Origin of the sequence: Clostridium tertium (genome assembly GCF_902652255.1) — a bacterium.
GTDB lineage: Bacteria > Bacillota > Clostridia > Clostridiales > Clostridiaceae > Clostridium > Clostridium tertium_A.
In genome coordinates, this window is the sequence record NZ_CACRTO010000019.1 from 75471 (window position 1) to 97417 (window position 21947).

General features: G+C 29.4%; 21 protein-coding genes and 1 riboswitch. Of the genes, 20 read left to right on the forward strand and 1 reads right to left on the reverse strand.

The annotated features are described in order from the left end of the window. Positions 1–5: 5 nt before the first annotated feature. The 16 genes from GPX08_RS08510 (at position 6) to GPX08_RS08585 (ending at position 16980) form a co-directional block, all read left to right on the forward strand. Positions 6–1787 (forward strand): V-type ATP synthase subunit A, encoded by a 1782-nt coding sequence (locus GPX08_RS08510; protein WP_156626385.1) that lies wholly within the window; start codon positions 6–8, stop codon positions 1785–1787. After that, a complete protein-coding gene (locus GPX08_RS08515; RefSeq protein ID WP_136006197.1) occupies positions 1780–3162 on the forward strand; it encodes a V-type ATP synthase subunit B in 1383 nt (460 codons plus the stop codon). The genes GPX08_RS08510 and GPX08_RS08515 overlap by 8 nt, the downstream gene beginning before the upstream one ends. 2 nt (positions 3163–3164) lie before the next feature. Then, complete coding sequence (locus GPX08_RS08520) at positions 3165–3806, forward strand: V-type ATP synthase subunit D (RefSeq protein ID WP_136006199.1); 642 nt, start codon at positions 3165–3167, stop codon at positions 3804–3806. A gap of 245 nt (positions 3807–4051) precedes the next feature. Next, positions 4052–5005 carry an undecaprenyl/decaprenyl-phosphate alpha-N-acetylglucosaminyl 1-phosphate transferase gene (locus GPX08_RS08525; RefSeq protein ID WP_156626386.1) on the forward strand — a complete coding sequence of 318 codons (954 nt, stop codon included), beginning with the start codon at positions 4052–4054 and terminating at the stop codon, positions 5003–5005. 99 nt (positions 5006–5104) lie between these two features. Further along, positions 5105–5644 carry a GNAT family N-acetyltransferase gene (locus GPX08_RS08530; protein WP_156626387.1) on the forward strand — a complete coding sequence of 180 codons (540 nt, stop codon included), beginning with the start codon at positions 5105–5107 and terminating at the stop codon, positions 5642–5644. 64 nt (positions 5645–5708) lie between these two features. Next, positions 5709–5814, forward strand: a riboswitch (SAM riboswitch). A gap of 221 nt (positions 5815–6035) precedes the next feature. Next, on the forward strand, positions 6036–6929 hold the full coding sequence (gene metF / locus GPX08_RS08535; RefSeq protein WP_156626388.1) for a methylenetetrahydrofolate reductase [NAD(P)H]: 894 nt from the start codon (positions 6036–6038) through the stop codon (positions 6927–6929). A 33-nt stretch (positions 6930–6962) separates the two neighbouring features. Beyond that, complete coding sequence (locus tag GPX08_RS08540) at positions 6963–7418, forward strand: S-ribosylhomocysteine lyase (protein ID WP_156626389.1); 456 nt, start codon at positions 6963–6965, stop codon at positions 7416–7418. Between the two features lie 734 nt (positions 7419–8152). Then, on the forward strand, positions 8153–8629 hold the full coding sequence (locus GPX08_RS08545; protein WP_156626390.1) for an NAD(P)H-dependent oxidoreductase subunit E: 477 nt from the start codon (positions 8153–8155) through the stop codon (positions 8627–8629). A gap of 1 nt (position 8630) precedes the next feature. Then, entirely contained in the window at positions 8631–10535 is a 1905-nt protein-coding gene (locus tag GPX08_RS08550; RefSeq protein ID WP_156626391.1) for a 4Fe-4S dicluster domain-containing protein, read from the forward strand. Beyond that, on the forward strand, positions 10535–12262 hold the full coding sequence (locus tag GPX08_RS08555) for a 4Fe-4S dicluster domain-containing protein (protein ID WP_156626392.1): 1728 nt from the start codon (positions 10535–10537) through the stop codon (positions 12260–12262). The genes GPX08_RS08550 and GPX08_RS08555 overlap by 1 nt, the downstream gene beginning before the upstream one ends. A 197-nt stretch (positions 12263–12459) precedes the next feature. After that, the gene (locus GPX08_RS08560) at positions 12460–13023 is read left to right on the forward strand and encodes a hypothetical protein (protein ID WP_156626393.1); all 564 of its coding nucleotides are present in this window, start codon (positions 12460–12462) and stop codon (positions 13021–13023) included. A 16-nt stretch (positions 13024–13039) separates the two neighbouring features. Continuing rightward, positions 13040–13507, forward strand: coding sequence for a hypothetical protein (locus GPX08_RS08565; protein ID WP_156626394.1), 468 nt, complete (start codon positions 13040–13042; stop codon positions 13505–13507). Further along, positions 13500–14159: an accessory regulator AgrB gene (locus tag GPX08_RS08570; protein ID WP_156626395.1), complete on the forward strand. Its 660-nt coding sequence runs from the start codon at positions 13500–13502 to the stop codon at positions 14157–14159. The genes GPX08_RS08565 and GPX08_RS08570 overlap by 8 nt, the downstream gene beginning before the upstream one ends. A gap of 1 nt (position 14160) precedes the next feature. Then, on the forward strand, positions 14161–14295 hold the full coding sequence (locus GPX08_RS08575) for a cyclic lactone autoinducer peptide (protein ID WP_156626396.1): 135 nt from the start codon (positions 14161–14163) through the stop codon (positions 14293–14295). Positions 14296–14355: 60 nt separating this feature from the next. Beyond that, the gene (locus GPX08_RS08580; protein ID WP_156626466.1) at positions 14356–16053 is read left to right on the forward strand and encodes a diguanylate cyclase; all 1698 of its coding nucleotides are present in this window, start codon (positions 14356–14358) and stop codon (positions 16051–16053) included. Between the two features lie 24 nt (positions 16054–16077). Further along, a complete protein-coding gene (locus GPX08_RS08585; protein ID WP_156626397.1) occupies positions 16078–16980 on the forward strand; it encodes a gfo/Idh/MocA family oxidoreductase in 903 nt (300 codons plus the stop codon). A gap of 132 nt (positions 16981–17112) precedes the next feature. Here the strand turns inward: GPX08_RS08585 and GPX08_RS08590 are convergent, their stop codons facing one another. Next, a complete protein-coding gene (locus GPX08_RS08590; protein ID WP_156626398.1) occupies positions 17113–18249 on the reverse strand; it encodes an AI-2E family transporter in 1137 nt (378 codons plus the stop codon). 127 nt (positions 18250–18376) lie between these two features. On the opposite strand from GPX08_RS08590, the gene GPX08_RS08595 reads away from it, so the two are divergent. From GPX08_RS08595 to sufC, 4 genes are all read left to right on the forward strand, one after another. Next, positions 18377–18964, forward strand: a complete 588-nt coding sequence (locus GPX08_RS08595) for an NUDIX domain-containing protein (RefSeq protein WP_156626399.1) — start codon at positions 18377–18379, stop codon at positions 18962–18964. 180 nt (positions 18965–19144) lie between these two features. After that, entirely contained in the window at positions 19145–20122 is a 978-nt protein-coding gene (locus tag GPX08_RS08600; RefSeq protein WP_156626400.1) for an alpha/beta fold hydrolase, read from the forward strand. Positions 20123–20192: 70 nt separating this feature from the next. After that, complete coding sequence (locus GPX08_RS08605) at positions 20193–20753, forward strand: GNAT family N-acetyltransferase (RefSeq protein WP_156626401.1); 561 nt, start codon at positions 20193–20195, stop codon at positions 20751–20753. 439 nt (positions 20754–21192) lie between these two features. Continuing rightward, positions 21193–21942 carry a Fe-S cluster assembly ATPase SufC gene (sufC, locus tag GPX08_RS08610; RefSeq protein WP_156626402.1) on the forward strand — a complete coding sequence of 250 codons (750 nt, stop codon included), beginning with the start codon at positions 21193–21195 and terminating at the stop codon, positions 21940–21942. Positions 21943–21947 lie beyond the last annotated feature (5 nt).

Below are 21947 nucleotides of genomic sequence, written 5' to 3' on the forward strand. Positions count from 1 at the left end.
GTACGTTGAAGACCGGAAAGATAATTAAAGTTGCAGGTCCCTTAGTAGTTGCTGAGGGAATGGAAAATGCAAATATATTCGACATGGTTAAGGTTGGAGAAAAAGGTCTTATCGGAGAAATCATTGAAATGAGAGGCGATAAGGCATCTATCCAAGTTTATGAGGAAACTACAGGAATTGGACCTGGGGACCCAGTAGTTACTACTGGAGAACCATTAAGTATAGAATTAGGACCAGGACTTATTGAGTCTATGTTCGATGGTATCCAAAGACCTCTAGATGCTTTTGCAAAGGCTGCAAACTCACAGTTCTTAACTAAGGGTGTAGCTGTAAAGTCATTAGATAGAGAAAGAGTTTGGAACTTTGTTCCTACTGCTAAAGTAGGAGATGTAGTTGAGGCTGGAGATGTAATTGGAACAGTACAAGAAACTACAGTTGTTCTTCATAAGATAATGGTACCTTATGGAGTTAAAGGAACAATAAAAGAAATTAAAGCAGGAGATTTCACTATAGTTGATACTGTATGTATAGTAGAAACTGAAAAAGGTGATAAGGAATTAACATTAATGCAAAAATGGCCAGCAAGAAAAGGTAGACCATATGCAAGAAAGTTAAAACCAGATGCTCCAATGACTACAGGTCAAAGAGTTGTAGATACATTCTTCCCAGTTGCTAAAGGTGGAGCGGCTGCAGTACCAGGACCATTCGGGGCTGGTAAAACAGTAGTTCAACACCAAATTGCTAAGTGGGGAGATACTGAAATAGTTGTTTATGTTGGTTGTGGAGAACGTGGTAACGAAATGACAGACGTTTTAAATGAGTTCCCAGAACTAAAAGACCCTAAGACTGGGCAAAGCTTAATGAAGAGAACAGTACTTATTGCTAATACTTCAAACATGCCAGTTGCAGCTAGAGAAGCTTGTATATATACAGGTATAACTATAGCTGAATACTTTAGAGATATGGGATATTCAGTTTCAATAATGGCTGACTCAACTTCAAGATGGGCAGAAGCTTTAAGAGAAATGTCTGGTAGACTTGAAGAAATGCCAGGAGATGAAGGATATCCAGCTTACCTTGGATCAAGACTTGCTGACTACTATGAAAGAGCTGGTAAAGTTGTTTGTCTAGGTAAAGATGGTAGAGAAGGTGCTGTTACAGCTATAGGAGCAGTTTCACCTCCAGGAGGAGACCTTTCTGAGCCAGTTACTCAAGCAACACTTAGAATAGTTAAGGTATTCTGGGGACTAGATGCTCAACTTGCTTATAAGAGACACTTCCCATCAATTAACTGGTTAAATTCATATTCATTATATGCAGATACAATTGATGAGTGGATGAATAATGAAGTATCTTCTGATTGGTCTACATTAAGACAAGAAGCTATGACTTTACTTCAAGAAGAATCAGGATTACAAGAAATAGTAAGTCTTGTTGGTATTGATGCTTTATCAGAAAATGATAGATTAAAGTTAGAAGTATCTAAATCAATTAGAGAAGATTATCTTCAACAAAATGCCTTCCATGAAGTTGATACATATGCATCATTAGATAAACAATATAAGATGTTAAAGTTAATACTTCTATTTAAGAAGGAAGCTGAAAGAGCATTAAAAGCTGGAGTATATTTAAATGAAATCTTAGCTTTAAGCGAAATTAGAGATAAGATTGCAAGAAGTAAGTATATTCCTGAAGAAAACCTAAGCAGAATGAATGAGATTGAAGCAGAATTAAAAGCAGCTATTGATACATTAATCAACGAAAAAGGAGGGGTTCTAAATGCTTAAAGAATATAAGACAGTTACAGAAGTTGTAGGGCCTTTAATGGTAGTTGAAGGTGTTGAAGGCGTTAAATATGATGAATTAGTTGAAGTTGAACTTCAAACTGGTGAAATCAGAAGAGGGCAAGTTCTTGAAATAAACGGAACTAGAGCTATGGTTCAACTTTTTGAAGGATCATCAGGAATTAACTTAAAAGAAACTAAGGCAAGATTCTTAGGAAGACCTCTTGAACTTGGGGTTTCTGAAGATATGCTTGGTAGAATCTTTGATGGTATGGGACACCCAATAGATAATGGTCCTAACATAATACCTGAAAAGAGATTAGATATAAATGGAGAAGCTATAAATCCAGTATCTAGAGATTATCCATCAGAATTTATTCAAACAGGAATATCTGCAATAGATGGACTTAATACTTTAGTTAGAGGACAAAAGCTACCTGTTTTCTCAGCATCAGGACTTCCTCATGCACAATTAGCAGCACAAATTGCAAGACAAGCGAAAGTTTTAAATTCAGATTCTAACTTCGCAGTTGTATTTGCTGCTATAGGTATTACATTTGAAGAATCTCAATTCTTCGTAGATGAATTTAATAAGACTGGGGCTATAGATAATTCAGTATTATTTATGAACCTTGCATCAGACCCAGCTATCGAAAGAATAGCTACACCTAGAATGGCTCTTACTACAGCTGAATTCTTAGCTTATGAAAAGGGAATGCACGTACTAGTTATTATGACTGATATAACTAACTATGCAGAAGCCTTAAGAGAAGTTTCTGCAGCTAGAAAAGAAGTTCCAGGTAGAAGGGGATATCCAGGTTACCTATATACTAACCTTTCAACTCTATATGAAAGAGCTGGAAGACTTAGAGGTAAAGAAGGATCAATTACTCAAATTCCTATATTAACTATGCCTGAAGAAGATAAGACACATCCAATTCCAGATTTAACTGGATATATTACAGAAGGTCAAATTATCCTTTCAAGAGAATTATATAAGAAAGGTATTATGCCTCCAATAGATGTTCTTCCTTCATTATCAAGACTTAAAGATAAGGGTATAGGAAAAAATAAGACTAGAGAAGACCATGCTGATACTATGAATCAATTATTCTCAGCTTATGCACAAGGAAAGCAGGCTAAAGAATTATCTGCTATATTAGGAGAATCAGCATTATCAGATATAGATAAGCAATATGCTAAATTTGCTGAAGCCTTTGAAGAACAATATGTTTCTCAAGGATTTACAGCAAATAGAAGTATAGAAGAAACATTAGAATTAGGATGGAAACTTTTAAAGATACTTCCAAAGACTGAGCTTAAAAGAATCAGAGATGAATATCTTGAAAAGTATATGCCAAAGGGAGATGAAGAATAGCCATGGCAAGATTAAATGTCAATCCTACTAGAATGGAGATGTCTAAGCTAAAAAAGAGATTAGCTACAGCTACAAGGGGACATAAACTTTTAAAGGATAAGCAAGATGAGCTTATGAGGCAATTCGTTAATCTTGTCAAATATAATAATGAATTAAGAAAATCTGTAGAAGCAGAGCTTCAAGGAGCACTTAAGGACTTTGTTATGGCTAGAGCTGTTATGAGCTCAGAATTTCTAGAAGAGGCAGTAGCTTATCCGAAAGAAAGTATTTCTGTTGAAGTAGGAACTAAGAATATAATGAGTGTTAATGTTCCGAAAATGGACTTTCATAGACAGCTAGAAGGTGATGAAGGGAGCATATTCCCATATGGATTTGCAAGCACATCATCAGAACTAGATGATTCTATTTCTAAGCTATATACAATACTGCCAAAGTTATTAGAGCTTGCAGAAGTTGAAAAGTCAACTCAGCTTATGGCAGATGAAATAGAAAAGACTAGAAGAAGAGTTAATGCTCTTGAATATATGACTATTCCTTCTCTTCAAGAAACTATCAAGTACATTAGAATGAAGCTTGATGAAAATGAAAGAGGAGCTTTAACTAGACTTATGAAAGTTAAAGATATGATACAAGCAAAGAATTAATAATAAGGAGCTGTTTTATAACAGCTCCTTATTGCAATTAACAGGCAATAAATAATAATTAACAGTTAAGTAAGTAATATATTCATAATTATCAAAGATAAAAGGAACTGTAAATTAGCTAAGTGATTTTGAAATAATAAAAATCGTAATTCTTTTGTCATTGATAATAGGGGGCTTTAATAGTATAATAAGATAATAATTAATTAACATAATATTAAATAGCATTTATAATTAAGGAGCACATTATGCGATATATATTATCTTTTATATTAGCATTTTCAATTGTATATTTTATAGTACCGATATTAATGAAAATTTCACATAAATATAGTTTCACTGATAAGCCAACTAAAAGAAAACAACATAGAGGAGAAATTCCACTTTGTGGTGGAATAGCGATGTTTATTGGATTCTTCATAGTTTATTTTTTCATAAATAATTATAGTTTAGATAAAGAGAAGATCTGGATATTTTTTGGATCACTTCTAATATTATTAATTGGACTAGTTGATGATTTCTATAAGACTAGAGGTAAGGAATTTCCTATATATCCAAGATTAATAGTTCAATTACTAGCTGCAATTCTTGTTTTTAATTCAGGTGTTGCTTTTAGAGGATTTACTAATCCTTTTACAGATGAATATATTCAATTAAGTTATGCAGTACAATTTATTTTGACAATAACTTGGATATTTGGAGTTACTACAGTTATTAATTGGTCAGACGGTATGGATGGCTTAGCAGGAGGACTAACTTTAATATCTTCAATTACCTTCGCGGGAGCAGCTATAATACTTGGACAAAGTGAATCAATTATTATGTCGTTAGCAGTATCAGGTATAACTTTAGGATTCCTTATGTATAATAAATATCCTGCAAAAATATTTATGGGTGATTCTGGAGCTAATTTCTTAGGGTTTATACTTAGTATAATTGCTTTAGATGGCGCATTTAAACAAGCTACATTGATGAGTTTATTTATTCCTATACTAGCTTTAGCAATACCTATATTTGATAATATTTTTGTTATAGTAAAAAGGTTCTTAGATGGAAAACCAGTTTATCAAGCAGATAGAAGTCAAATTCACTATAGGTTAGAGTCAAAGGGATTTACGCCTAAGCAAGTAGTTACATATATAAATATGGTAAGCTTAGCTTTCAGTATAGTTTCAATAGTATTATTATTAATAAGACATTAGTTAGAGATTTTTATATTCAGCTCAATAGGGCTGAATTTCTTTCAATATAAATCATCAGAAAATTAAGATGTTTCAAATAAAATTTGGGGGGGATTAGTAATGTATAGTGGTAAATTGGTCAAATTAAGAGCTTATAATGCAGAAGATATAGACAGAGCAGTACAATTTGTAAATGATGAGGAAGTAAAGAAGTTTTTAGATAGTGATATTCCTTTTCCTATGACTAAGTTTCAAGAAGAAGAATGGATAAAAAGTAGAAAAGCAGGAGAAAATCATACTTATGATTTCGCTATTGAAGATTTAGAATCAGGTAAATATATAGGTGGTTGTAGTATTAATGAATGTAGTACAAAAAATAGAAACTGTGTTATAGGAATAATGATAGGAGATAAAGAATACTGGGGAAAGGGCTATGGAAGTGATGCTTTAAGTGTTCTTATAAAATTTATATTTGAAGAAGTAAATATGAAGAAAATAAAGTTAAACGTATTTGCCTTTAATAAAAGAGCTATAGCTTGCTATAAGAAAATAGGATTTGTTGAAGAGGGAATTTTAAAGAAAGAAATATATAGAAATGGTCAATACCATGATGCAATATCAATGGCTATTTTTAAAGAAGACTTTATAAATAAAAATTAAATCTTATTTCCTTGTTTACAAAAAAGAGGAAATAATTTATAATAATAGAAAAGAATATTGAAAGAACTTATCAAGAGTGGTGGAGGGACTGGCCCTATGATACCCGGCAACCTACAAGGTTAAATTAATTTAGTTTATTTTGTGTGGTGCTAATTCCTGTTAGATAAGGGTAATTTATAGGCTTATACTATACCTAAAGGTTATCCTTTAGGTATTTTTTTATTCTTAGATTATCTATATCTTAAATGATTTATGAATAGCTTAGACATTTCATAAAACATGAAAGTTAATTAATCTAAATAATAAAATACTAATACAGTGCGACTGTCGTTTTTCCTGGTCAAGCTGGTAAAAGGTAGATGAGCAAAGAATAAATATTAAGGGGGCAATTATGAATATTAATAATTTATTTAATGAAAAAAAGGTAGTATTTTCTTTTGAGATATTTCCACCGAAGCAAGAATCAAATATAGAAACAATTTATAATACTTTAGAAGAATTAAAAGGTCTTAAACCAGATTTTATAAGCGTAACCTATGGGGCAGGTGGAAGCTTAACTAAAAATATGACTTGTGAAATTTCTTCAATAGTAAAGAATAAATATAGGATAGAGCCTTTAGCTCATTTAACATGTATTAACTCAACTAAAGACAATGTTGATAAGATACTGGATGATTTAAAGAGAGAGGGCATAGAAAATGTTTTAGCATTAAGAGGAGATATTCCAGTAGATTATAATGGAGAAGGTAGCTTTAAATATGCAAGCGATCTTATTACTCATATTAAAGCTAGAAATGATTTTAATATAGTTGCTGCTTGCTATCCAGAAGCACATCCTGATAGTAAATCTATAGAAGATGATTTACTGAATTTAAAAAGAAAGCAAGAGGCTGGTGCTACTCACTTAGTTTCTCAGTTATTCTTTGATAACAATTATTTTTATGATTTCTTAGATAAGAAAGAAAAATATAATATAAATATACCTATTGAAGCTGGGATTATGCCTGTTATAAATGCTAAACAAATAAAAAGAATAGTATCATTATGTGGGGCAAAAGTACCACAAAAGTTTTTGAAGATAATGAATAAATACGAATTTAATCCTGAAGCTTTAAGAGATGCAGGTATAGCGTATGCAAATGAGCAAATAATCGATTTAATATCAAGTGGAGTAGATGGAATTCACTTATATACTATGAATAATCCATATGTAGCTAAGAAGATTAGTGAAGGTGTTTCATCCATAATTAATACAATAAATAGTTGTGAGAATGTTGTAAATTAATTAATATATAAGAAATATAGGGAGGTAATATAATTGGAAAAAGTAGAAAGTTTTGAATTAGATCATAGAATAGTTAAAGCACCATATATTAGAAAGTGTTGCTTATTAGAAGGTGAAAAGGGAGATAAAGTAACTAAATTTGACATTAGATTTTTACAACCTAATGTAGAGGCTTTTGAAACTGGGGCAATTCATGGATTAGAGCATTTGCTTGCTCATGAGTTAAGAAGTAAGGTTGATGGAATTATAGATTTATCACCTATGGGATGTAGAACAGGATTCTATTTAAGTATTTGGGGAGATAGGGATCCTAAAGAAATCAAAGAAGCATTAGAATCTGCTTTAGAAGCAGTGCTTAAAGCAAATGAAATACCAGCTGCTAATGAAGTTCAATGTGGAAATTATAAAGATATGTCTTTAGATGGAGCGAAACAATATGCTGAAAAGACATTGAAAACAGGATTTTCATTAAACATCTATGGGGAATAATTAATATATTTAACTAAGACTTGAAACATATTATGCTCTGTTTCCGTCGCAAGCTCCAAGTCAACCTACGCATAATATGTTTCAAGTCTTTTATCTAAATATAATTGAAGAATATGTGGGTACTAGAGGAAGAAACTCAGCTAACTGAGTTTCAAAGATAGGTTGTTTTATGTAACTGTATTAGTCATAAGCTCCAAGTCGACATTCACATTATATATATCAAGTTTTTTATTTAAATGAATGTAGAAGAGATATTGATACTTAAGGAAGAAACTCGGCGAGCCGAGTTTCTTTGTTAATTTTTTTTCTTTTTTGAGCTCATAAGCTTCAAGTCAACCTATGCATAATATGTTTCAAGTCTTTTATCTAAATATAATTGTAGAATATAGAAATACTAAAGGAAGAAACTCAGCGAGCAGAGTTTCTATTTTTATTTAAATTTTATTGAAATATTTTCAAATCAATTAATTTAAAGAGTAATAGTATATTTCTCTGTTATTTAAATACTAAGGATTTTCTTAGTGTTAAATAAATTTCCATTAGCATACTATATAATTGTGTATTTTAAAGTGGTATTTGCAATTTATATTGGAGTATTACTATAGATTTTATTTGATAGTTGTTATTTTTTCGTAGTTAATTGTTAATCATTTCATTATGTGCTAACATATTATTATAAGAATATTCAGAAAATTAAAACAAATAGAATTAAAATAATACAGGGGGAGATAAAATTGGAGGATAAGTGTGGAAAATTCAAAGAATTAGAATTATTTATCCAAGATGGGAATGATGATGAAAGTTCCTTAATAGCAGTTTTACATCATGCACAAAGTCTATATGGATATTTAGGAAGGGAGGTGCAAGAATATATAGCTAATAGGCTAAATATACCTACTTCAAAAGTATATGGAGTAATAACTTTTTATTCCTATTTTTCAACAGAGCCAAAGGGTAAGTATGTAATTAGCATTTGTACTGGTACAGCTTGTTTTGTAAGAGGTGCTAATGATATATTAGAAGATTTTAGAAAGGTATTAGGAATTAAGGAAGGTGAGACTACTTCTGATGGCCTATTCACTTTAGATACTTTAAGATGTGTCGGATCCTGTGCAATTGCACCTGTAGTTCTAGTTAATGATAAGGTTTACGGATATTTTACTAAGCCTCAAGTAAATGAATTAATAAATAATTTAAGGGAGCAAGGTTAATATGGATAAGATAAAGAATTATGATGAGTTGTTAGAAAGAGTAGATTTTTATAAAAAACAAATAGAGGTTAGAAAAAATCCAGAAAAATTTAATAAAGAAAATATAAAAGAAAGACACATACTTATTTGTGGTGGACCGGGGTGTAAAGCATCGAGAGCAGATAGTATAAGCAAAGCTTTTAAAGAAGAATTAGAAAGAATGGATCTAGAGTATGAAGTAAAGGTTATAATGACTGGATGTTTCGGATTTTGTGCAAAAGGACCAGTAATAGAAATAATGCCAGATAAAGTTTTTTATATTCAAGTAAAAGAGGAAGATGTAAGAGAAATTATAGAAAGTCATATTATTAGAGGGGAAATAGTTGAAAGACTTTTATATGAAGATGATGAAACTAAAGAAAGGATAAAGGTAAAAGAAGAGATTCCCTTCTATAAGAAGCAAGTAAAAATAGCTTTAAAAAATTGTGGCGTAATAGATCCTGAAAGTATAGAAGAAGCACTAGCTGTAGGAGCATATACTGCACTTGGTAAAGCATTAACAACAATGGAGAAGATAGATGTTATAAAAGAGATAACAGAGTCTGGTTTAAGAGGTAGAGGGGGCGGAGGTTTCCCAACAGGTAGGAAGTGGGAGGCTGCGAGGAGAGCAGAAGGTGAAATAAAATATGTGATTTGCAATGCTGATGAAGGTGATCCTGGAGCTTTTATGGATAGAGCAATATTGGAAGGTGATCCGAATTTAGTTTTAGAGGCTATGGCTATCTGCGGATATGCAATTGGTGCTGATAAAGGGTTTATATATATTAGGGCTGAATATCCACTAGCTGTTCATAGATTAAAGATAGCTATTAATCAAGCAAGAGAAATAGGATTACTTGGTAAAAATATATTAAATACTGGTTTCGATTTTGAAATTGAAATCAAATATGGGGCAGGAGCTTTCGTATGTGGAGAAGCAACAGCTCTAATTCATTCGATAGAAGGATTAAGAGGAGAACCAACAATGAAGCCACCGAGAACTTCTGAGAAAGGTCTATGGGGAAAACCAACCTGTGTTAATAATGTAGAGACTTTTGCGAATATTAGTCAAATAATTAACAATGGTGCTAGTTGGTATAATAAGATAGGTTCTGATAGATCTAAAGGAACTAAGGTTTTTGCTCTAGCTGGAAATATAAATAATGTAGGTCTTGTTGAGATACCTATGGGAATGCCTATAAAAGATATTGTATATGAAATTGGAGGTGGAATTGTTAAAAATAAATTATTAAAAGCAATTCAAACTGGAGGACCTTCTGGAGGTTGTATTCCTATAGAATATTTAGAATTACCAATAGAGTATGATACATTAACTGCCATTGGTTCTATGATGGGATCTGGTGGAATGATAGTAATGGATGAAGATAATTGTATGGTAGATATAGCTAAATTCTATTTAGAATTTAGTGTTGATGAATCCTGTGGTAAATGTACACCATGTAGAATAGGTAATAAAAGAATTTTAGAAATGATAAAAGACATTACTAATGGAAAAGCTACTTTAGAAGATTTAAGGAAGCTTCAAGAGCTTTGTGAAGTAGTTAAGGATACATCTCTTTGTGGATTAGGAGAAGCTGCACCAAATCCCGTGCTAAGTACTCTTAAATTTTTTAGAAATGAATATGAAGAACATGTAATTGATAAGAAATGTAGTGCTGGTGTTTGTAAGGGCTTAGTTAAGTATGTAATAACTGATAATTGCATAGGTTGCACTAAGTGTTTGAGAGCTTGTCCTGTACTAGCTATTAAAGGAAAGCTTAGAGAGATGCATACTATAAACCAAGAAAGATGTATTAAGTGCGGATTATGCTTTGAGGCATGTCCGACAAAAGCAATTATAAAAACTAGCTTAGGAGGTGAAATATAATGATAAAAGCTGAGATTAATGGAATCAAAGTTGAAGTTGAAGAAGGTACAAGTATCTTAGAAGCTGCAAAAGGAATAAATATTCATCTACCTACATTATGTAATATGTATATGGTTGATGGTGAGACTAGGAACTGTAAAGGAACATGTAGAGTTTGTGTAGTAGAGCTGAAAGGAAAAAAAGGATTAGTACCATCTTGCGCTACAGAGATAAAAGAAGGTATGTCAATAAGAACTAATTCATTAAAAGCTGTAAGAGCAAGGAGAACCATTACAGAACTTCTTTTATCAAATCATCCTAAAGACTGTTTAAACTGTGAAAAAAATAATAACTGTGAATTACAAAGTTTAGCTGCAGAGCTTGGTATTGATGAGAAACGTTTTGAAGGGGAAAGGTCATCCTTTGATATTGATATATGTGATGGGTTTATAAGAGATAGAGAAAAATGTATTTTATGCAGAAGATGTGTAACAGCGTGCAATGATATACAGAAAGTACATGCTATTACTGTAGCAGATAGAGGTTTTAATACTAATATATCTACTTTTTTTAATGAAGAAATAAGTACTACTAATTGTACTTACTGTGGACAATGTGTTGCAGTATGTCCAACAGGAGCCTTAAAAGAAAATTCAAACTATAGAGAGATATGGAGTTTATTAGATGATGAACGAAAGTTTACAGTAGTGCAAATAGCTCCAGCTGTTAGATCAGCATTAGCTGAGGAGTTTGGATTTGAACCTGGTTATTTATCTACAGGTAAAATTGTAGCAGCGTTAAAATTATTAGGATTCAAATTAGTATGTGATACTAATTTTGCTGCTGATTTAACTATTATGGAAGAAGCAAATGAATTTATAGAGAGATTTACTTTAGGTGAAAAATTACCTTTAATAACTAGTTGTTGTCCAGCTTGGGTGAAATATGCTGAAAATAACTATTACGATAAAATGGAACTTATATCTACATGTAAATCTCCTCAACAAATGTTTGGAGCACTAGCGAAAAATTATTTGCCTAAAGAGTTAGGAGTGAAAAGAGAAGATATAGCTGTTGTCTCAATAATGCCTTGTATTTCAAAGAAATATGAGTGTAATAGAGAAGAGATGAAGGATGATTTAGGAATAAAAGATGTTGATCTTGTTATTACTACTAGGGAGTTTGCAAAGTTAATAAGAGAAGCTGGGATTGATATCTTAAGGCTTAATGACTCAGAATTTGATAATCCTCTAGGGATGTCAAGTGGGGCTGGGACTATATTTGGTACTAGTGGTGGTGTTATGGAAGCTGCACTTAGGACTTCTTATGAATGGATAACAGGTAAAAAGCTAGATAAGATTGATTTTGAATCAGTTAGAGGATTAGAAGGAATTAAGGAATCTTCAATAGACCTTAATGGAAAAACTGTCAATATTGCAGTGGTGAGCTCCTTAGGGAATGCTAAACGAATTATGGATGAAATAGAAAGAGGAGAGTCAAAATATGATTTTATAGAAGTTATGGCTTGCCCTGGAGGCTGCATAGATGGTGGTGGACAACCATATATAAGATCTAATAGAGATATATTAAATAAGAGGATGGAAGCTATTTATAAGGAGGATTCAAATAAAGAAATAAGAAAATCACATGATAATCCAATGATAATTAAAGTTTATGAAGATTATCTCATGAGTCCTGGTAGTCATATTGCTAGCAAAATTCTACATGTAATATATAAAAAATACTAAAAAATGCTAATATATTCATAAAAATGGGAAAATGATAATTTTCTCATTTTTTTGTGGCTATATTCAATTTTTGGGAAAATATTTGTAAAAAAAAAGAAAAAAATATGGAAAAGGTATGGAAACCTATTTGGAGAGATGTTATAATAAATTATAAAATTAAATTATTATAAGAAAGGTTTTCTAAAGAGTATAAAAGAATGATAGAAACTGTATTAATATCATTAATAATCTGTAAAATCAAAAAGTACAACATAATATTATTATTCAAAAATTGGGCAATATATCCAATACTTTTTATGGAAATAGTATATTTATTTATGCAGATAAATATTTTTATGGAAAATTACAGTTATATAGATATTGTAGCACCATTAAAGACGATTTATTTGTGTTCATACCTTCCTTTAATATTTAAATATAGGAAATATGCATCAGCTATAATTGGATCTGTTTTTGTAATTATAGGTGGAATATTAAATGATATTGCTATATCAGCCAATAATGGATTTATGCCGGTTTATCCTAGCCTTTCATATTTAACGGGTTATGCAAAAATTGATGCTTTTAATAAAGTTAATGATATTCATATACTTGGAGATGCAAGTACAAAATTAAAACCTTTAACTGATATTTTTGATATTGGATATAGCATTTTAAGTATAGGAGATATTTTTATCAGATTTTACGTATTTATTATTATTTATAGTGTTGTAAAGGATTTAAGCACAACAACAAGGATGGAAAAAATAACAATTACCTAAAGATAAGGAGAAAATCATGTTAAGACTTGAACCAGTTGAATTTTTTTTAAGAGCAATTCCAGAAGGATTTCTAATTATACTAGGAATTTATATGTTATCAAAAACTAGTATAGATAAGAAAAAATATATAGTATCTAGCATTGTTTATGCACTTACTATTTTTTCAATAAGATTATTACCTATAAATTATGGAGTACATACTATCTTGATATTATTATTTTTGGTAATTATTACTATAAACTATATAAAGATAGATGTAGTACTAGCTATGAAAAGTGCACTTATATTATTTCTTCTTCAATTTGTTTCAGAAGGATTAAATATATTTACTTTAAAACTTATACCTAGTATTAATTTAGATGAATTATTTATGAATCCTATATTAAAAACTATATTAGGAATACCATCATTAATATTTTTATCTATAATATTATATATTTTTTATATTTTAGGTAAGGGGAAAGATGGTTTAGAAGATGTATAGTATAGAAGCTTTATCAAAAAATTTAGCAAAGAATTTAAGAGAGCAATTAAACTATGACGATGAGAAGACTAGTGTAATAGAGTATGGCCTATATGCATTTTTTCAAATAGGAATTTCAATACTTTTAGTAGCTATTGTTGGTGCTATATTTAATGTTATGTTAGAAGCATTAATTATTTCATTTGTTATTAGTATTTTTAGAAAATACTCAGGGGGAGCCCATGCCAGCACAGCTTTTAATTGCGCTATTATTGGTGTTTTAATATCAGTAATACCAGCGATTATATTTACAAAAATTTATATTAATATAAATTACTTAATCTTAGTTGGAGCTTTAGTTTACTTAACTTCTATTATAATTACTTATAAACTAGCTCCTGTGGATAGTCCAAATAAACCAATAAAAAGTCCAGCTAAAATTAAAAGGTTAAAAAAAGGATCTATTATTTTATTAACTATATACATGTTTTTATCTTTAGGAATGATATTTATTTATCTAGAAAACTCAAATTTAAATTATTTGATTTATTCCATATGTATATATTCAGGGGTTTCTTGGCAAGTACTAACACTTACTAAATTGGGACATGCAGTAGTAAGCATAATAGATTTTTTATTAATAAAAATTTTCAAATCAGAAGGAGGAGTTTAAAATGAAAAGATTAAACAATAAGTTTATGATGGCAGTAGCGACAATTGCAACAGTAATAGCTTCAACAGTTGCAACTTCAGCATGTTTCTGGTGCTCTTATCAACCAGAAGAACCAAAATGCTTAAGAGACGAGTAATTGAAGAAAATAAAGATCGGATATCCGATCTTTATTTGGTATATAGAAATGGTGATAAATATGAAGGAAATTAGAAAGTGTAGAATTAAGCAAATTAATGATATGGCATCTATAGTAAAATTGGCATCTTTGATGTTTACATCAATCATTTTCTTTCAATATTTTTCTTATGATGGAGGTATGAGTTTAGGTTCCTTTTATAACACATCTATATTTATGCCAATATTTATAGGATGTCTTGTACTAGCTATAATTTATATGGCATGGTCATTTACGTACAGTGAAAATGTGAATAAATTAACTATTAAACATAAAATATTAATAGAGAATGCATTTTTCGGATTGATATTGTTTTTTGTAGTGATTATTTCTGGGGCACATGAAAGTGACTATAAGTTTTTATTTTTATTTATAATTACGAGTACAACAATACAATCTGGAATGAAGAGTGGAATGGTTACTTCTATAGTTGCTTCATTAGCTATTTTAATAATGGATATTGTTTGTATGCCAGGAGTTGAAATAAATAAATATTTTCAAAATGACTTGATACTTGCAGGAGTATTTATATTAACTGTATGGCCACTTGGGTTTTATGTAAAAATAGAAGGTGAACATATCGAAAAGTTAGAGAATCTAGCTAATAAGGATGGATTAACAGGAGTTTATAATCATAGATATTTTCAAGACGCCTTAAAAGAATTAATCGTCAAAGCTAAAAAGAATAAGACTAAATTAGCGATGATTCTGACAGATATAGATCATTTTAAACACTATAATGATTTATATGGGCATCAGAATGGAGATGAAGTATTAAGAAAAATAGGTAAAATATTAAGAGATAATTCTGGAGAAAATAGTATAACAGCAAGGTATGGTGGAGAAGAGTTTGCAATAATTTTACCAGAAACTAGTGAGGGAGAGGCAGTAAAAATTGCTGATAAGATTAGACTTATCATTGAGGAAACTAAGTTTTATGGCGAAGAAAATCAGCCTAATGGGGTATTAACTGTATCAATGGGGATATCTACTTTTCCGGATAAAGCTAAAAATGAAATAGATTTAATTAAAAGTACTGATGATGCTTTATATAGGGCAAAATTTTTTAATAAAAATAGAGTTGAGACATATAGTTCTATTTTAGATGATTTAAAGAATGATATAGATGAAAAAGATATTGAGTTGGTTACATCCATTAAAACATTAATTGGGGTTATTAATGCTAGAGATAAATATACATATGGTCATTCAGAAAGGGTAGTTCTTTATAGTAGATTATTATCAGAAAAATTAAATCTATCTATAGAAGATAAAAACAATCTTATCCAAGGATCTTATATGCATGATATAGGAAAGATAAATATTTCTAAGGAAATACTTTTAAAGCAGATGCCGTTAACTAATGAAGAATGGAATATTTTAAAGGGTCATCCTGAGGAAGGGATAGAGATTATTAAGTCAGTAAAATCATTAGATAAAATTATACCTATTATTAAGCATCACCATGAAAAATTTGATGGTACTGGATATCCAGATAAATTAAAGGGTGATGAGATTCCTTATTTAGCTAGAGTATTAAGTGTTGTAGATAGTTTTGATGCTATGACATCTAATAGACCTTATAATAAGAGAAGAAGTTATGAAGAAGCTATTGAAGAGCTTAGAAAATTCTCAGGTACACAATTTGATCCTTGTATTGCAGAAAAATTTATAGAAGTTATTGAAGAAAATAAAGAAAAGTTTGATAATCTTAGATAAGAGAGATTATAAGGAGATGATTAAATGAGGATAGGGGTTATAGGTTTAGGGAATATTTGTGAAAAGGCATATTTACCTGTAATTACAGCTATTGAGGACGTGGAATTAATTTTTTGTACTAGAAATGAAGAAAAATTAAAAAGGCTATCTAAGAAATATAGGGTAAGTGAAACTGTTAATACAGTTGATGATTTAATTAAAAGGAAAGTAGAAGCTGCTTTTGTTCATACTGCAACTGATAGTCATATAGAAATAATAGAGAAGTTATTAAAAAATAATATCCATGTTTATGTTGATAAACCTATTAGTTATGATTACGAAGAAAGTAGAAGGGTAAGTGAGCTTGCGAAGAGTTTAAATAAGGTATTTATGGTAGGGTTCAATAGAAGATTTTCTCCTATGTACTCAAGGCTTAGAGATAGTGAACCAACTATAATAAAGTTACAAAAGAATAGGGTGTTAAAACCTAAGGATCCTAGAATTTTTATATTAGATGATTTTATTCATGTTATTGATACCGTAAGATTTCTAGCAAAAGATAGTATAGAATTATTAAATGTTAGTGCTTTAAAGAAGGATAATATCTTATATAATGTAGTAGTAACACTTGGAAATAGCAATACAACATGTATTGCTATAATGAATAAGGACAATGGTCTAAATGAAGAAGTATTAGAATATTCAACAAGTGGAGAAAAAACTATTGTAAAGAACTTGAACAATTCTATTGTGGCTTCAAATAATGAAGAAAAAACATTAAACTATAATGATTGGGATACTATTTTATATAGAAGAGGGTTTGATACTATAATTAGAGAATTTATAATGGCTGTAAAGTCTGGAAAACAACCAAGTCCTTCTATAGAAGATGCTTTAGAAAGTCATAGATTATGTGATGAGATAATTAAAAAAGTAATAGAACTATAGAGATAATGAAAAATTAATGAAAAAAACTCCTCTAGGAGTTTTAAATAGTAAATATTTTCATCATTTCTGGAAGAATTACATTGATAATTAGTAATTTTAAAGTTTAAAAGGGCTGTTAGTAAAACAGCCCTTTTATAATTTTACATTCTTTTGATTTAATTTTTTATGTGTTAGTTCTCTAATTAATTGATATACAACACTAAGAGTCGGTATTCCAATTAACATTCCAACAAGGCCAAGAGTACTTCCCCCAACAAGCATTGCTAGCATAACCCATATGGCAGAAAGTCCAACAGAATTACCTACTACTCTAGGATATATTATATTTCCTTCAAATTGTTGAAGGCATAGAATAAATACTACAAACCATATAGCTTTTATAGGATTTATTATAAGTATTAAAAAGACAGCAGGAATAGTTCCTATGAATGCTCCAAATACAGGTATTAAAGCTGTGACCCCTATAAGTACACTTACTAATAATGCGTAAGGCATTGATAAGATATTCATACCTAAAAAGCATAGAACTCCTAAAATAACAGCTTCAATACATTGACCAGTAATAAACTTAGAAAATGTATAGTTAGCTAGTTTTGATACTTCAACAACTTTATTAGCAAAATTCTTTTTAGTAAAAGCAAATAATACTTTTTTGAAATTTAATATTAGAGTTTCTTTACTAGAAAGCATATAAATTGTTAAAACAATTGAAAGTACAAAGTTAATTACTCCACTAGTAATTGTTACAGTAGTATTTAAAATCCCTGTTAATGATGTAGTTAAGAAGTTTGTAAATATATGCAACAAATCTTGCCATGTAGTCATTAACGTATTGTAAGCATTTTGAAGTATTTCAGTAGATGATATATATTGATTAATTAATGCTTCAAAAGACTTTATATAATCTGGAACAGCATCTAGTAAAGTAGAAACGCTATTAATAAGTTCCGGAATTACAAATAAGCCTAGAGCTACTATCAAACCAATAACAGTTATAAAAGTAGATAAAATAGATAAAGGTCTTTTTAGATTCCTTACAAAAACTGATTTATTAGTATCTAGAAAATTGAAAATTTTATTTTCAAAAAATTTCATTGGCAGATTTAAGACGAAAGCCATACAAAAGGCTATAATAAAAGGACTTAGTATACTTAAGGTACCGCCTAACATGGTAAATATACTTTTTATATTTAATAAAACAAAATAAAGTACTATTAGATAAGTTCCAAGTAATAAGTTTTCTTTAAATTTATTATTCAGCTCTTTCAAATCGAAACATCCTCCATATATAAAATTATAGTATAATTGTAAAGCAAGTCTACAATTTATGCTAGTGTTAAAGTTGAATGAATTGTAAAATATAATAGTAAATATATAAGAGTTGGAGATGAAAGAAATGAGTAAGGTGAAGGTTAAAAATATAAAAACGTTGGCAGAAACTAAATATTTGAAATTATATAGTGCTGATTATTTAAATAAAAAAGGAGCTCTTAGAAATTGGACTATTGCTTCTCGTAAAAATATAGATGACTTAAATAATAAATTTTTTGACAATGGAGAAGATAAGCCAGATGCTGTAGTAATAATAGCTAAGCATACAGACGAAAATAAATTAGTATTAATTAAGCAATTTAGAATTCCAATAAATGATTATGTTATAGAATTACCAGCAGGACTTATTGATGATGGTGAAACCTTTGAAGAAACTGTAAAAAGGGAATTGAAAGAAGAAACAGGATTAGATTTACTTGAGATAAATCAAGAAAAAACTAATAAGAAAGTGTATGTATCTGTTGGAATGACAGATGAATCAGTAGCATTAGTACACTGTACTTGTACTGGTAATATATCTAATGAAAATTTAGAAGATGATGAGGACATAGAAGTTATATTAGTTTCTAAAGAAGAAGCTAAAGAAATAATTAAAGTTGAGAAGAATATTGATGTTAAAGCTTTATTAGCTATAGAAAACTATATTCTTTAGGAAGTTTACTAGGTAAATTAATTTATAGTATAAAAATTTATATGATTTCTAATTGGAGCTGTCTTGAGATAGCTCCTTTATCTAATTTAAATATTAAATCTAATTAACATAATTCAATGATATGATAATAAATATTTTAAATAGAGATAAAATACTAAAAAAGACTTAAGAGGTATTCATATGAGAAAAAGAGAGTATTTTATCAACTTTGGGATGGATGAAGATATTGTTGAAATGGTTAAGAATAAACTTAATGATATAAAAGTTACTGGAAGGCTAAATGGAGAATTAGATAATCAAATGTATTATGAGATCTATAAGATTAATGATGATAGAGGTGGAATAGTAATTTCTCATGGGTTTACAGAATGTATAGAAAAATATCTGGAGTTTATATACTATTTAATTAGAGAAGGGTATTCTGTTTACATAATGGAACATAGAGGGCATGGAAGGTCAGGAGCTATTGGTACAATTCATAAAAGCCAAATTAATGTTGAAGATTTTAATTACTATGTTGAAGATTTAAAAAGATTTATAGATGAAGTAGTTTTAAAAAGTACTAAGGATAAAGAAATTTTTCTCTTTGGACATTCAATGGGTGGAGCCATAAGTGCCATGTTTATTGAAAAATATAGTAATTACTTTAAGAAAGCTATACTATCATCTCCCATGTTGAAAATAGCTGTAGGGAGAATGCCAAGTTTACTAGCTATATTCTTAGCTAAAATAGTAATTAAATTTGGAAAAGGAGATAATTTTATATTTGGAAATATGCCTTATGATAGTATTTATGATTTTAATTTAGCTTCTACATCCAATGAAAGTAGGTATGGCTTTTATTATAAGGAGATATTAACAAATGAAAAGTTGCAAAGAGGTGGGGGATCATTTAAGTGGCTTTATGAGTCTTTAAAAGCAATTAGATACATATTAAAAAAAGAAAATATAAAGAAAATAAAAATACCAGTACTTATATTTGAAGCTGGAAAAGACGAACTTGTCGGAGGAAACGGGATAAAGAAGTTTGCAAAATTGTGCAATGATTCAAAGCTTATATATTATAAAAATGCTAAGCATGAATTATATCTAGAAAATAATGAAATTCTTGAGGAATATTTAGATAATATATTTGATTTTCTACAAGATAAACTATGAAAAGCTAAAATATATTAACAATATAAAGTTAAGATAAATATGATATTATAGATTAGAAAAGGAGGGAGAAATGGTGAAAAAAATACTAAAGCTTAAAGATAAGTCAGGTAATATAGTTGATGCTAAATTGAAAATTCTTGATATAAGTAATTTAGACGATATAATGAATCTTCAAGATATAATCCTAGAAGGTCTAGAAAATAAGGAGTTATATGCACCTACAGAAAGAGAAGAGTTTATTAACTATTTAAAAAATGGTGCAAGAATAATAGGATATACTGATGATAAAGATGAATTAATAGCTATGGCTGTATATATAAAAAAAGGATATGAAGAAGGTAACTATGGTTATGACTTAGGAATATCTGGAGAAAATTTACTTAAGATAGGGCAGGTTGAATCTACAGTAGTTAGAAGTGACTATAGAGGAAATGGTCTACAAAAAATATTATGCGAGAATATAGAAGAAATAGCGAAGGATGATGAAGTGAAAATACTAGCATCAACAGCATCACCATATAATAAATATAGTGTAAATACATTTACTAAGTTAGGCTATGAAATAAAGAAAGAAAAGCTAAAATATGGTGGGCTAAGAAGATATGTAATGGCTAAGACAATTAATAGTTAACAATTAATAATTAGCAATTTAGGTGAAAACTCAGCGGGAGCTGAGTTTTTTTAATTAAAGAATGAAAAATTAAGGAATTAAAAGATGAATTATAGAGAAGACTTAAGTAGGAGTTTTTAAAAATTTATTTTAGCAATTTGCAACAAATTAAATCCTTAATTATGCATTACTAACTTAGTAGTTACATAAATTCTGCATTATCAAATATAATTTGTAAAATATAAATTACAAATCTTAGCTTTTTTCTATAAATGGAAATAATATTTAGAATAAAAAAGCTAATAATAGTTATTAATGAATAATTTACTGTTAAAAGACTATAAATACCTAAAAAACAGTTGATTAATTCTTAGTAATTTAGTATGATATAATCAATTCAGAGTGAAATGATAAGATTTAATTTAAATATATAATTAATCACAAATAAGGAGATGTAAAAATGAGTGAAGTTTTATTAAATATAAATGGTTTAAAAACTGCTGTAGAAGGCAAGGAAATACTAAAGGGATTAGAGTTAAAAATTAATAAAGGTGAAATACATGTAATAATGGGACCAAATGGTGCTGGTAAGTCAACTTTAGCAAATACTTTAATGGCTCATCCTAAATACGAAAGAGTAGAGGGCGAAATAACTTTTGAAGGTGAAGATATAACAGAACTTAAGACTGATGAAAGAGCTAAGAAGGGATTATTCTTATCTTTCCAACATCCAGAAGAAGTTCCAGGTATAACTGTTGAAAACTTTATAAGAAGTGCAAAGATAGCAAAAGATGGTCAATTAATTAAATTCTTAAAGTTCGATAAGGACTTAAAAAACAATATGAAAGAATTAAAAATTGATCAAGAATATGCTAAGAGATATTTAAATGTAGGATTCTCAGGTGGAGAAAAGAAAAAGAATGAAATCTTACAAATGCTTATGTTAAGTCCTAAATTAGCTATCTTAGATGAAACAGATTCAGGACTAGACGTAGATGCTGTAAGAATAGTTTCAGAAGGTATTAAGATGTTTACTAATGATGAAAATGGAGTTTTAATAATAACTCATAATACTAAGATTTTAGAAAATTTAAAAGCTGACTATGTTCATGTTTTAGTTAACGGAAAAATAGTTAAAACAGGTGATGCAAGTTTAGCTAAAGAAATTGAAAAGAATGGTTATGAAGCTTTTAAAGCTGAAGCTATGTAATACGG